The sequence below is a fragment of the Tepidibacillus sp. LV47 genome (assembly GCF_048381575.1).
Lineage (GTDB): Bacteria > Bacillota > Bacilli > Tepidibacillales > Tepidibacillaceae > Tepidibacillus.
Genome location: NZ_JBLWIF010000003.1, coordinates 221,982 through 235,548, shown reverse-complemented (window position 1 = coordinate 235,548; position 13,567 = coordinate 221,982). Strand labels below are relative to the sequence as shown.

At 37.2% G+C, this 13,567-nt stretch carries 13 protein-coding genes and 2 pseudogenes; 10 read left to right on the top strand and 5 right to left on the bottom strand.

The annotated features are described in order from the left end of the window. Positions 1-253 precede the first annotated feature (253 nt). From ACMW72_RS06150 to ACMW72_RS06115, 8 genes and pseudogenes are all read left to right on the top strand, one after another. On the top strand, positions 254-1,072 hold the full coding sequence (locus ACMW72_RS06150) for an electron transfer flavoprotein subunit beta/FixA family protein (protein ID WP_418367958.1): 819 nt from the start codon (positions 254-256) through the stop codon (positions 1,070-1,072). A gap of 3 nt (positions 1,073-1,075) precedes the next feature. Then, positions 1,076-1,231 (top strand): annotated as a pseudogene (locus ACMW72_RS06145) (DUF362 domain-containing protein); the annotation flags it as partial. A gap of 150 nt (positions 1,232-1,381) precedes the next feature. Continuing rightward, positions 1,382-2,410: an electron transfer flavoprotein subunit alpha/FixB family protein gene (locus ACMW72_RS06140; RefSeq protein ID WP_418367969.1), complete on the top strand. Its 1,029-nt coding sequence runs from the start codon at positions 1,382-1,384 to the stop codon at positions 2,408-2,410. Then, positions 2,403-3,698, top strand: coding sequence for an FAD-dependent oxidoreductase (locus ACMW72_RS06135; RefSeq protein WP_418367957.1), 1,296 nt, complete (start codon positions 2,403-2,405; stop codon positions 3,696-3,698). Before ACMW72_RS06140 ends, ACMW72_RS06135 begins: the two co-directional genes overlap by 8 nt. Further along, complete coding sequence (locus ACMW72_RS06130; RefSeq protein ID WP_418367956.1) at positions 3,680-3,994, top strand: ferredoxin family protein; 315 nt, start codon at positions 3,680-3,682, stop codon at positions 3,992-3,994. Before ACMW72_RS06135 ends, ACMW72_RS06130 begins: the two co-directional genes overlap by 19 nt. Before the next feature lie 160 nt (positions 3,995-4,154). Beyond that, complete coding sequence (locus ACMW72_RS06125; RefSeq protein ID WP_418367955.1) at positions 4,155-4,550, top strand: NifB/NifX family molybdenum-iron cluster-binding protein; 396 nt, start codon at positions 4,155-4,157, stop codon at positions 4,548-4,550. 81 nt (positions 4,551-4,631) lie between these two features. Next, positions 4,632-5,099: a hypothetical protein gene (locus ACMW72_RS06120; RefSeq protein ID WP_418367954.1), complete on the top strand. Its 468-nt coding sequence runs from the start codon at positions 4,632-4,634 to the stop codon at positions 5,097-5,099. Positions 5,100-5,135: 36 nt separating this feature from the next. Next, positions 5,136-5,243: pseudogene (locus tag ACMW72_RS06115) on the top strand (thioredoxin family protein); the annotation flags it as partial. On the opposite strand, the gene ACMW72_RS06110 reads toward ACMW72_RS06115, so the two are convergent. The 3 genes from ACMW72_RS06110 to ACMW72_RS06100 form a co-directional block, all read right to left on the bottom strand. Continuing rightward, positions 5,196-7,202: a S8 family peptidase gene (locus tag ACMW72_RS06110; RefSeq protein ID WP_418367953.1), complete on the bottom strand. Its 2,007-nt coding sequence runs from the start codon at positions 7,200-7,202 to the stop codon at positions 5,196-5,198. The pseudogene ACMW72_RS06115 and the gene ACMW72_RS06110 overlap by 48 nt on opposite strands. A 123-nt stretch (positions 7,203-7,325) precedes the next feature. Further along, a complete protein-coding gene (gene mnmH, locus ACMW72_RS06105) occupies positions 7,326-8,375 on the bottom strand; it encodes a tRNA 2-selenouridine(34) synthase MnmH (RefSeq protein ID WP_418367952.1) in 1,050 nt (349 codons plus the stop codon). Between the two features lie 149 nt (positions 8,376-8,524). Further along, positions 8,525-9,118 carry a 5' nucleotidase, NT5C type gene (locus tag ACMW72_RS06100; protein ID WP_418367951.1) on the bottom strand — a complete coding sequence of 198 codons (594 nt, stop codon included), beginning with the start codon at positions 9,116-9,118 and terminating at the stop codon, positions 8,525-8,527. Between the two features lie 119 nt (positions 9,119-9,237). Here ACMW72_RS06100 and ACMW72_RS06095 point away from each other — a divergent pair, with 119 nt between their 5' ends. Further along, positions 9,238-9,606 (top strand): hypothetical protein, encoded by a 369-nt coding sequence (locus tag ACMW72_RS06095; RefSeq protein ID WP_418367950.1) that lies wholly within the window; start codon positions 9,238-9,240, stop codon positions 9,604-9,606. Positions 9,607-9,646: 40 nt separating this feature from the next. Here ACMW72_RS06095 and selB read toward each other — a convergent pair whose 3' ends face one another. Together selB and ACMW72_RS06085 are read right to left on the bottom strand one after the other, a co-directional pair. Further along, entirely contained in the window at positions 9,647-11,566 is a 1,920-nt protein-coding gene (selB, locus tag ACMW72_RS06090) for a selenocysteine-specific translation elongation factor (protein WP_418367949.1), read from the bottom strand. Between the two features lie 136 nt (positions 11,567-11,702). Continuing rightward, positions 11,703-12,167, bottom strand: coding sequence for a hypothetical protein (locus tag ACMW72_RS06085; RefSeq protein ID WP_418367948.1), 465 nt, complete (start codon positions 12,165-12,167; stop codon positions 11,703-11,705). A gap of 220 nt (positions 12,168-12,387) precedes the next feature. On the opposite strand from ACMW72_RS06085, the gene nagA reads away from it, so the two are divergent. After that, positions 12,388-13,560, top strand: coding sequence for an N-acetylglucosamine-6-phosphate deacetylase (gene nagA, locus ACMW72_RS06080; RefSeq protein WP_418367947.1), 1,173 nt, complete (start codon positions 12,388-12,390; stop codon positions 13,558-13,560). Positions 13,561-13,567: the final 7 nt, after the last annotated feature.

The following is a 13,567-nucleotide window of genomic DNA, read 5'->3' as shown; positions in this document are numbered from 1 at the left end:
GGTTTAATTTTGGCGGATTTTCAACTTAAATGGACTTTTTAGACAGCTCCTTTTTTTATGGTTAAAGCCAAAAGATACTTATTGCATTCAAAAATATTATGATAAGTGAAAAATAATAATTGCATATCTTTAGAATATTGTCTATCCTAAGAATAGGACACTTTGTGAAAAAATCAGCAAACATTTTTAAGTAAAAGAAATGTAAAAACAACAAAAAATTGAATCAAATATTCAGGGAGAGGATGTGAACAACATGCATTATGTTGTATTTGTTAAACAAGTACCTGATACCAGTGTCGTTAAACTGGATCCTGTAACAAATACGCTTGATCGCAGTAGTGCTCCATCAATTATTAATCCATATGATGCACATGCGGTTGAAGAAGCAGTGCGGTTGAAACAAAAATACGGTGGTAAAGTAACAGTGATCTCGATGGGACCACCAATGGCTGTTAGTGTGATTAAAAAAAGTATTGAATTAGGTGCTGATGAGGGTTATTTAATTACAGACCGTGCTTTTGCAGGATCAGATACATTAGCGACAAGTTACGCATTAACTCAAGCTCTTAAAAAAGTAATGGAAAAAGAACCTGTTGATCTCATTTTTGCTGGCAAACAGGCGATTGACGGTGATACTGCTCAAGTAGGGCCTGGAGTAGCAAGAAGATTAGGGATTCCTGTCTTAACTCAAGTGGTTAAAATTGAGAATTTTTCTGTTAATGATCGTACCATTCGTGTTCATCGCAAAATCGAGGATGGGCATGAAATCATTGAATCAAAATTACCTTGCTTGTTGACAGTTGAAAAAGAAATTAATGAGTTAACTTATTCTCCTTTACCCAATATGATTCGCGCAGCAAGGTATCAGCCGATCATATGGACAGCAAACGACCTTGATGTAGACCGCAATCAATTAGGATTGAAAGGTTCCCCTACGGTTGTAGGTAAGATATTCGCACCACCTAAGCAATCAGGGGGAGAAAAAATCGAAGGAACTACAGATGAAAAAGTAGCTAAGGTTATTGATAAGTTGATTAATATTCATGGTTTGTTTGCCAAGGAAGGAGTGTAGGAAATGGCTGTATCTATATCTACTCTTTGTATTTCTTGTGGTGCTTGTGTTGATACATGTCCTCATGAAGCTCTTTTCTTAGGGGATACCAAAGCGGAAGTAATCCCTGATAAATGTGTAGAATGTGGGGAATGTATTGAAGTTTGTCCAACAAATGCAATTTCATTGCCAGAAGGAGCTAAACCAGCTGCTGTAACAGAGCCAACTACTCCACAAGTTGAGAAAAAGGAAGAAAAAGCAGAAGAAAAAGAAGAAACCAAAAAAGAAGCTCCTGTTGCAAACCAAATATCCGAAAATCCAGCAGTAAAAATACCAGAATCTGAATATCAGGGTGTTTGGATTTTTATTGAGCAACGAAATGGGAAAATCGCTCCTGTTTCTCTTGAATTACTTGGAGAAGGTAGAAAACTAGCTGATAAATTAGGTGTTGAATTAGCAGGAGTTTTACTTGGGTATAATGTTAAACACCTTACCAAAACATTATATGAATACGGAGCCGATACGGTTTATCTAATGGATGATCCTGTACTTGAGCAGTATCGTTCAGAAGCTTATCAAGTTGGTGTCGTTGATTTCGTTCGCAAATACAAGCCTGAAATTCTCTTGTTTGGTGCAACTGCAATTGGTCGCGATCTCGCAAGTACCGTCGCAACCGAACTAGAGACAGGGTTAACTGCAGATACAACACGCCTTGATATCGATCTTAAGAATCGTTTGCTTGAAGCTTCCCGTCCTGCGATGGGTGGAAACATCATGGCAACGATTCTCTGTAAAGTAAAAAGACCGCAGATGGCATCTGTTCGTCCAAAGGTATTTAAAGCGATGCAACCAATTGAAGGACGTACAGGTAAACTAGTCGAAGAAAAAATCAACATTAAAGAATCAGATTTAAAAACCAAAGTGATTAGCGTAGCTCAAGATATTAGCAATAAAGTTCGCCTTGCGGATGCCGATATCATCGTTGCAGGTGGAAAAGGATTACAAGATGAAAAAGGTTTTCGACTTGTTCATGAATTAGCCGAAGTATTAGGTGCAGCTGTCGGGGCTAGTCGTGATGCTGTAGAAGCAGGTTGGGCTGATCACTCACAACAAGTAGGACAAACGGGAACAACTGTCGCGCCAAAATTATATTTTGCAATTGGAATTTCAGGAGCAGTACAACATACTGTTGGCATGGAAAACTCCGAAATCGTAGTAGCGATTAACAAAGATCCAAATGCACAAATCTTTGAAAAATGCACATATGCGATAGTAGGAGATGCTTTTGAAGTTGTTCCAAAGTTCATTGAAGAGTTTAAGAAATTAAAAAGTCAGGGTGGGGAGAGAAAACATGGCTGAGAAATTTGATGTAATTGTTGTCGGTGCCGGTCCTGCGGGCTCTTCAGCTGCCTATACATTAGCAAAAGCAGGACTTAATGTGATTATGTTTGAACGTGGGGAATATCCTGGTTCCAAGAACGTTATGGGTGGTGTATTGTATCGCCATCAGTTACAAGAAATTATACCTGATTTTATCGAGCAAGGAGCTCCTTTTGAAAGGCCGATTGTTGAACAACGTTTTTGGTTGTTAGATGAGCAATCTGCTTTTCAAGCGGGATATAAGGGATTGGAATGGGCTAAACCCCCATACAATAACTTTACTGTGTTTCGTGCAAAGTTTGACCAGTGGTTTGCAGGTAAAGCCGTTGAACAAGGTGCACTTTTGATTAATGAAACAGTTGTCACTGAAGTGATTGTTGAAGATGGGAAAGTCATTGGTGTGCGCACAGATCGTCCAGATGGGGATGTGTATGCAGATATCGTTATTTTGGCTGATGGGGTTAACTCTTTATTAGCCAAACAATTAGGTTTTCATAAAGAATTAAGACCTGACGAAGTAGCACTTGCAGTGATGCAAGTCATTAACCTTCCAGCTGAGAAGATCGAAGAGCGTTTTAACCTAGAACCAAATCAAGGAACGACGATCGAAATTTTTGGTGATTCAACGAAAGGGATGCTTGGCACAGCCTTCATTTATACAAATAAAGAAAGTATAAGTATTGGAGTTGGAACATTATTATCTGGATTAATGAAACACAGAATTCGTCCTTATGAATTACTAGAAACATTGAAACATCATCCTTTGGTACGCAAATTAATCGAAGGTGGGGAGGCAAAAGAATACCTTGCACATTTAATCCCTGAAGGTGGGTATCATTCCATTCCAAAATTAGTGGGTCATGGTGTAATGGTTGTTGGTGATGCAGCACAACTCGTAAATGGAATTCATAGGGAAGGTTCGAACTTAGCAATGGCATCTGGTCGTTTAGCTGCAGAAACAGCGATCTTAGCGAAACAAGTTGGAGATTATTCAGAAAACCTATTAGATACTTATCGAATCAAATTAATGGAAAGCTTTGTCGGTCAAGATTTGAAGAAATATAAAGATGCCGCGCATACTCTCGATCGTCATCCACAATACTTTAAGGAATTCATTCCAATGATTAATCGTGCAGCTAGTGAAATGTTCACGGTTGATGGTGCATCAAAATGGGAGAAACAAAAGCGAATTTTAGGTATGGTTCAAGAAAGAGGAACTGTGAATACCATTCGTGACCTATACCGAGTATGGAAGGTGATGAAATAATGGCTCAACCGCTAAAGAAAGTAAAAGTTGATGATCTCCAGTATCTTACTCGATTTGTATCCGATAAAGAATCTCATCTAGTCATTAAAGATCATAATATTTGTAAAACAAAATGCAAAGAAAAATACTGTACCTTCTTCTGCCCAGGTGAAGTATATAAATGGGAAGGAGAAAGGATGTTTGTAGGTTTCGAAGGATGTCATGAATGTGGTAGTTGTCGCATCGGTTGTCCTTATGACAACATTGAATGGAAATATCCCAAAGGTGGCTTAGGGGTCGTTTTTCGCCTTGCATAAATAATTAAAAAAAGGAAATGATATACTTTGTAGTATATTGTTTCCTATTTTTTTTTCGGAAATGTTATACAAAAGTTTTAGAAGCGGATTGAAATATTCCTATTTTTTAGTATAATAATACCCAGCTGGGTATTCTTTTCCCATTACTGGAGGTGTTGGAGTGAAAGTAGCAGTAGCGGTATTGCCAAACGGAATGGTAAATACCCATTTTGGTCGAGCCAATCGACTAGCGTTAGCTACCATTGAAAATGGGCAAATTACCAAGTGGGAAGAAGTTGATGTTCCATTTGCACAAACCCATGGTGACCACGACCATCACCATGATCATCATGATCACCATCATCACCATGACCATGAACATCATCATCACCATGCTCACCATGAAAATATCAAGAATTGGTTAGTTGAGCATGGGATTGATATGGTGCTTGTAGATCATGCAGGTCCAGGAATGCAAAAAGTAATCAATGAAACCAATATTAAAGTCATTGTTGGTGCAAAAGGTAACGCAAGGGAAGTCGTTCAAGCGGTTATTGATCAAGGTTTTGTTGATTAATGAATGATGGATGTATAATGTTTTATTATACATATTTAGATTAAATATCCATCAAAGGGGAAAGCTAGGGATAGGCTTTCATTGACAAAAAATGAATTAAAAGGAGATGAGAAAGTGGCTAAGATTGATGAAAGAGATAAAGAAACGATTCGCAATATGTTTAGCGAACAAATGAAAGGCAAGACTCATATCCGTTTCTTTAGCTCAAAAGATGGATGTGATTATTGTTTTGACACACAAGAAATCCTTGAAGAACTTGCAGCGTTAACCGACAAAATTGACTTGCAGATTTTTGACAAAGACCAAAATCCAGATGAAGTAAGCCGCTATCAAGTTGACAAATTCCCAGCTATTGTATTTGTTAAAGAGGATGGTACAGATACTGGTGTACGTTTCTACGGTATTCCTTCTGGTTATGAGTTTGGTACTCTTATTGAGGATATCATTGATATTGCCAATGAAAAAACCAATTTATCTCAATCAACCATTGATCAATTAAAAAATATTACACAGGATGTAACGATCTCCGTTTTCGTAACCCCTACCTGACCATATTGTCCTCGCGCGGTTCGCGTGGCTCATCATATGGCTATGGTCAACCCACATATTCGTGGTGAAATGATTGAAGCAATGGAATTCCCAGAATTATCTAGCAAACACAATGTAATGGGTGTTCCAAAAACAGTTATTAATGATGGGGCAGCAGAACAAGAGGGTGCTGTTCCAGAAGAAATCATTTTGCAAAAAATTCTTGCTGCTGTTAGATAAAATAGTGAAGCATCCGTTGATCACGGATGCTTTTTTATGCATTAAATTCGAAAAATAATCGAATAACTTTTGAAAGAGACTCTTTTCTTTATTTGGTACAGTTATTTTTGTTTCACCATAATCTGCTTTTTCTTGTTTTTGTTTTAACTGATTGGATAATTCAACAGCTTTCCAGATGTTAATCTCCCCATAACCGAAATATGGATCTCTTCCCCGTATACCTAAATCTGTAGCTGTCTTCGTAATAATTTTCTTTATTTCCCGATTCGTAAGTTTTGGATAACTTGATTTAATTAATGCCGCTAAGGCTGCAACGTGTGGGCTTGCCATTGAAGTACCTGACAATGCTGCATACCGGTTATTCGGATAAGTACTTGCAATGTTCACACCAGGGGCCACCACATCAACATATTTCCCGTAATTAGAAAACTCTGCACGTTGCTCATCAGGGGCAATTGCAGAAACACCGATTACCTCTGGATAAGCAGCAGGATAACTTAATTGATTGGTATTATCATTACCTGTGGCAGCAACTAAAACGACATTTTTTGAGTAAGCATATAAAATCGCATCATGTAAATATTTAGATTCGGCGTAATTCCCTAGACTAAGATTAATGACATCTGCACCATGATCGGTTGCCCAAATAATTCCTTGAGCAACATCAAATAACGTACCTGCACCTGATTGATCTAATACTTTGATCGGCATAATCTTATTGTACCAAGTAATACCGGCGATTCCCTGGCCGTTATTGGTATTGGCAGCGATAATTCCTGCAACATGGGTACCATGACCATCATCATCCATCGGTAAACGATTAGGATCTATAATATTAACCCCTTTTACCAGCTTACCTTGAAATTCTGGATGGGTTAGATCAACTCCAGTATCAATAACCGCAATCACAATGTCTTTTTTACCTTTTGTTAAGTTCCACCCCAGTTCTGTATCGATGATAGGCAAGTTCCACTGATAATCTAAATATAATCGGTCATTTGGAACTAGAGATCGAATAACGTTTGTTGGCTGTTGATTTATTTCATTAGTTAAATAAATAAAATGAGGTTCAACGTATTCGATTCTTGGATCTTTTTCAATGCTTGTAATTAATGTTTTAGTACTCCTTTTTGGGCAATAAGCGACAATCGTATGGTCGTGTTTCTTTTTTAGTTGTAAATCATATTGCTTTAAAAATAATTGCAGGTCTTTCTGATTCGGTAATTTTTTAAATTTAACGACGATTTCATTTTGTATATAATGACTAATTCCTTTCATTTCTGGGTTGGGTGTAAGATCAGGCAGACTTTGTTCAATATTTAAACTTAGTTTTTTTCTAGAATTATATTTAGTTGGTTTTGTTTTCCATTTATCGTTTTGAAGATGGGTGACGGTATACATTCTCGTTTGTTGTTTTGTTAAAATATGCGAAGAAAGATTGTCATCTATTTGAAACAGATAATGGATGATTTTTGTTCCTTGACGAATCGGAATATCTACATTTATTAACATTTTTTCGTTTTGAAAGTAGGGTTGTGATTGTTTTACCCTCATTAAGTTTCGATCAGCTAAAGTGTGAAATGAAACGATCCGATCTTCATAAATATGTAAAAACTGAACATTAGGGTATTGTTGTTGGATTTTTTTGATCGCTTCATGTTCACTTTTCTGTAATTGAGTTTTTATGTCAGTAGCCATTTGGTAAATCATCATTTGTTTGGTTAAGTAAGAGTCTTGAACGATATAATCATTTTCAGCTTTTTTTTCTATTTGATCAGACACTTGATTTTGCTGTTTGATCACTTTTGGGTTTGGAGTTGTATATTGAAGGGTTAAGATAAACAATACATAAATAATTGCAGTAATTCTTAATAAAAAGCGCATAAAAGATCTCTACCTTTCCAGATACATGGATTTGTATATTAGTGTCTGAAAGGCAAGGGACTTTTATAATCGAGAAAAAAAGGAAAAAGCATAGCGGTAAAGGCTATGCTTTCAATGCTTGTACTATATGGTTTGCAGTTGCTGAATTTTTTCATGGATAAATTGACTAATTTGTTCTACAGCATTTTCCAAATGATCGCTATTTACTTTGAAAAATGGCCCTTCATATTGATTGGTTGCGTATTGATAACGGGGATCATAATAATGTTCTAATAATATTTTAACAACGGTATAAAAATCATTGTTTTCAAGCCCTTGGCGAATGAAAGGTCGAACTTCCGTAGGTAATCGTCTCTCGATTCGCTCAATCCCTGCAATTAACAATTCTTTATGTTTGTCTGATTGGTATTCTTGTAATATCCGATTTACTCTTGTCTCAATTGAAGCGGAAACTAAAATGTGATAACCTTTTTCTTTAGCAGCCATAATGTGATCGGGTATGACAATTTTACCAATTCGTTTACTTTCTGCTTCCAGAATCACCGCGTCAGCTCTTTGTATTTCCTTCAATACTTCATATAAACGTGAATCGAAAGTTTTTTGATTGACAGGATGTGTACCAATTGCACCAAAAACTGATCCTCGATGCCCAGCAAGTCCCTCTAAATCTAAAATAGCAAATCCTTTTTCTTTTAATCGATGTAAGAGTTGTGTTTTTCCAACTCCTGTCATTCCATGTAAAACAAAGGTGGGAATTTGGATCGTCATCAAGGGAATTCTTTTTAGTATATATTGACGATAAGCTCGGTATCCTCCTTCTAATCGGAAAGTCCCCTCATAAATCAGACCGTAAAATGTGGCCATAGCTTTGCTTCTCATTCCGCCACGCCAGCAAAAAAATAGGGGTACTTGTCCTTCTTTTAAAAATTCCCTGACTTGTTTAACCAGACTAGGAATTTTTGGGGAAACGATTTCCATTCCAAGTTCTTTTGCATATTTTGGTCCTTTTTGTTTATATATTGTTCCTACCTGTGCCCTTTCTTCATTATTAAATAATGGAACGTTAATGGCTCCAGGTATGGTTGCTTCTGCAAATTCTTCTTCTGATCGAACATCAATAAGAAGATATTTTGGATCGTTTTCAATCTCTTCATATTTGATATCAATAAACACGGATCTTCACCTCGAAAATAATTCAAACAGCATTTTATATTATAACATTTTTCATACATATAAACCAAAAGAAACCCTTTTTGCCCAAAAGATTCAACATAATATTAACACCGACCCTAAAGGTAAATTAAAAGAAAATCGTTAAAAGGTTACGGATTAATCCGTAACCTTTTATTCTGGGCATATTGATCAATGATTCTTTTTGCTTCTTTCCAAGAACGGATTCGAATTACATTATTTGGTAATAACCCTTGATTATAGGGTGTATCAAATAAAAGAATTGGGATATGAAGTTTTTCCCCCATTGTTCGTGCCGCATCGTAATGATCTTCTAGAAAAAGGTCAATTTGATATTTGATGACTTGTTCGCATTTAAATGCATTGCCCGTCATGACGACACGATCAAAAGGGATTTGATTAATCTCAAACCATTTCATTGTTGGTTCACGATATTCTTCTGATCGGGCCGTAATATAGATTAATCGATAATTTTTTTGTAAATCAAGAAGCACTTTTTTAGCATCCTTAGCTAAAGGGGCCGTTTGATAAACATAGGCACCATATTTTGAATGCCACTTTTCATAATCTTCCTCTGTAATGCCATAAATTTTTGTGATGTCATAAGTGGTTATATCTTCCAATTTAAAACTTTTATTAAAATATTGATTTAGGTGGGGAATAAAGGTAAATGGGTCAGTCACTGTTCCATCAATATCAATCCCAAGGGTATATTCTTTATCCATAAAACACCTCATCCTTCATTAGCAAAAATGTCAATAATTAAAACTAATATTTGCACAAGATAAACAGGATACTAAGTCTAGAACTGTATGTTAATTAAAAGACGGAATGGAGGAATTCCATGTCTGATAAGAAAAAAATTACAGTTCTAAAAGGTTACAGGCCGTTAACTGAGGAAGAATTGGCTGCTGAATTAACTCCAACCTTTGATCAGAAGGTTGTACCTGTGAATCAACAGAAAGAAGAAGACCAACCTAAAAAAGTTAAAGACGGTGATAATACCGTAACAAACAGATTTGGTATTGCCTTCATCGGAGTCATCTTATCCATCCTATCCTTATTTATTTTACCTTATCTGTTAGCTCCTATTGGAATTGTTTTAGGGTATCTTGGATATCGCAGGGGAGATCAAACAGTAGGGTTGTGGGCAATGGGACTTGGAGCCGTTGGATTAATTGGCACTCTCATCATGACGGCCATAGTGTACTAAACTTTATCAAGGCACCTCGATGAGGTGCCTTTTTTTGCATTTATTTTCGTAATTCGCGATAATTTTGCCCTTGGCGTAAAACGGTTACTTTTTCTTGGTCTAGTAATTCCATTAGTGGAACAAGATATTTACGCGATACATTTAACTGTTCTTTTGCCTGTTGAATGGTTATCTTTTGCTCATTTCGTAGAAAATCGGTAATGATCTTTTTCAGCTTTTCAAAAGTCTCATGATGGATGACATGTTTATCGGTCAGTTTTAAAATTTTTCCTTGATTTAAAAGGAAATTGTATAATTCATTCTTTTCTTTTTCATTCAGCTTTACTTCCTTAGTTAAGTCATCCCAGGAATCAGGTGTAAAACCTTGTTCGATCAATTTTTGCTCGAGTTGATTTGCTTGCTCTTGAAGAGTTGGGGGTAATTGTGGTTTGAATGTTGGCAAAGCAACAAACTCCTCTTTGACCATAAGTAAATGTTTCTCTTCCCAATAATCAAATACGTTTTGAGCCATTTTCGGTTTCAATTTTTCCATAAATTGCTTCATGAACTCCGCTTTTGGGTATCCTAAGCGTAATGGAAAGGTTTTATGATATGTTTCTAAGGTAGAAACAATTTGTTTTTCGAGCTTTTCTAGTTGAGTTCTTGCAGCGTAAAATGGGTCTTGGCTTCCAGATTGAAATTCTATGATCTGTAGCTGGTCTGTTAATTTACTTAACCCTACTTCAATCTCGTTTTTTGGAAGAATCAATAGGGTTGATAGTTCTTGTAATGTTAAAAATACATGTGAGCTTGATTGTAATTGTTGAAGAATGAGTTCATCTAAGGTTCCCTTGCTTTTTTGCTTTAACAAATCAATCGTTTCCTGACGATATTTATGCTTTTTTGCATTGGGATCGATAATCGATCCACCACCAATGGTTGTTGATGGAGAAGGACGACGAATGATAAAACGTTCTTTCCGTGATGAGATAATGGGTTCTTCTAGCTTAATCTGGCAATATACTGTTTCACCAGGTAGCGCTTCTTTACGATCATAAAATAGAACTGTACCCATTACTTCAGTCGTACCAATATGAAATTTTACCTCACTGTTTTGTTTTAGTGCAAAATCGATTTCATTTAGAAGATGTAACTCCACATCGACTCTTTGACTTGGTTCCCATTGACCAGGGGTAACTACCGAATCTCCCCTTTGTAAATCTTCTACTTCGATCCCTGTTAGATTGATCGCAACCCGCTGACCAGCGAAAGCTTTATCAACACTTTGGGAGTGAACTTGGAGACTTCGTACACGTACTTTGTGATTAGAGGGCTGAATTTCAAGTTCTTGTCCTACTTCTATCGTTCCTGAATAAACGGTCCCTGTAACAACGGTACCAATTCCTTTTAATGTAAAGACACGATCAATAGGCATACGAAAGAAACCAGTTGAAGTTCGTTCTGGGATTTGGCTAAGCATCTCTTGGATGAGAAGTTTTAATTCATCTATTCCTTCATGGGTAGTACTTGAAACTGCTAGAATAGGTGCGTTTTTTAAGATTGTATCGCTTAATATTTCTTTAATATCCTCTTTTACTAATTCAAGGAAATCTTCGTCTACAAGATCTTTTTTCGTTAAAACGATAATCCCATGTTCGATTCCTAGAAGTTCTAGAATTTGAAGGTGTTCTTTGGTTTGAGGCATGATTCCTTCATCAGCCGCAATCACGAGTAAGACTAGATCAATTCCACCAACTCCAGCTACCATATGACGAATAAATTTTTCATGTCCAGGAACATCAATGAGCGAAACCTGATCACCATTAGGTAACATAAAAGGAGCAAAACCTAATTCAATCGAAATATTTCTTTCTCTTTCTTCTTTTAAGCGGTCTGTATTTACTCCTGTAAGTGCTTTGGACAATGTGGTCTTGCCGTGATCAATGTGTCCTGCCGTACCAACTATATAATGCTTTCTCATACGTATATCCCCTTCTAAAACACATTAAAAATGAATGTTATAGCTATTATAACAAAAAATTTTTACTACGTTAAAAAAAGAAAAGTGAAGCGACAGCCATCGCTTCACACATTAAAAGTTCAGATTCTATATTATTTTACCACCACCTAGGTCCCCATGGGTAAAATCCCCACCAAGGGCGATACCACCAATATGGACGGAATCTCCAGAAAGGATAGCCGAATCCAAACCAAAACCGTTGTTGAATATTAGCTTCTTCAACCTCATCAATGGTTTCTATATCTAAAAATTCAGATTCCTCAGAACCACGAGTATAGGGTATATTCCAGCCATCATACCAAGGATATTGGTTATAAGGATATTGGCCATACCACCACCATGGTCTTCTTCTCCATGGTCTATGTCCATACCAAGGAAAGTAACCATACCAGGGATAGGATTGACCGTACCAAGGATATTGGCCATAAGGATATTGACCATACCCTGGAAACCCAGGATATAATTGTTGATCTAGCTCTGCAGTTTGTTCATCATAATCGAACTCATTTGTTGTGAGTTCCTTTAATTGTTCTTCATTTTGTTTGACATTCAAGTTTTCCATTCTTTTATATCCTCCTTCTGGTGTATTGCCTATTACATCATCAATGTATGGTGAGATACCTAGAAAGGATACAAAAAAAATTAATTTAGGCAAAAGCCTAAAATGAATTCTTCCAGAAAAAAGATTACGTTGATGAATGATTTTGCTTTAAAAATTCTAACAGGTATAGACAACTAGTCTATATAATGTTAAGATGAAATTAGAAAGAAGGTGTTATAGAATGAATCGGTTGTTATTGACTAACGCTACCGTTTATGCGGAAGAAGAACGAATAAAACAAGGATATGTACTTATAGAAGGAGAAACCATTGTCGATATCGGTCCCATGTCGTCGCGACCTGACGTAAACGGAGCAACTGTCATTGAACTAAACGCCGATCATGTTGTCATACCCGGGTTCATTGATATTCATATTCACGGAGCGTCTGGGGCAGATGTGATGGATGCGACAAAAGAAGCGCTACAAACGATGGCCACCGTCCTGCCAGAAGAAGGAACAACAAGCTTTCTTGCAACAACGATGACAGCTTCTTTCGAACAGATTGAGCTGGCGCTACAAAATGTGACTCATTACATTCAGTTTAGCAACCAACCGGGAGAAGCAGAAATTATCGGAATTCATTTAGAAGGACCATTCATATCTCCAAAACGAGCTGGAGCCCAACATCCAAGAAATATTGTGGAACCGAATATAGAGTTGTTTAAAAAATGGCAAGAGATTGCAAATGGATATATTCGCCTTGTAACATTAGCGCCGGAAGAGAAAAATGGATTAGCGTTGACAGCGTATTTAAAAGAACATGGTGTTGTTGCGTCTATTGGTCATTCTGATGCCGTCTATGAACAAGTGAAAGCTGCGATTCAAGCAGGAATTACCCATGCCACTCATTTATTTAACGGCATGCGTGGTATTCATCATCGTGAGCCGGGAGTTGCAGGAGCGGTGCTCATGCAAGATGAGGTACTCTGTGAAATCATTGTTGACGGCATCCATGTGGCACCGGAAATGGTGCGCTTTGCTTATCGGAATAAAGGAAGCGATGGCCTCGTGTTAATTACTGATGCGATGCGTGCAAAATGTCTCGGAGCAGGGGTATATGAGCTAGGTGGGCAAGAAGTAACCGTGCAAGGAGAACAAGCTACATTACAAGATGGCACGCTGGCAGGCAGCATTTTGAAATTGAAAGATGCTGCCAAAAAAATGATAGAGTTTACCGGTTGTACCCTTGACGACATTATTCGCATGGGATCTTGGAACCCAGCCAAACAATTAGGTATTCTTGATCGAAAGGGGAGCATACGAGTCGGTAAAGATGCAGACCTTGTTGTGTTGAATCAACAATATGGGGTCGTCATGACATTCTGTCGCGGCAAACTCGCATATTCGAAATAGGGGGTGT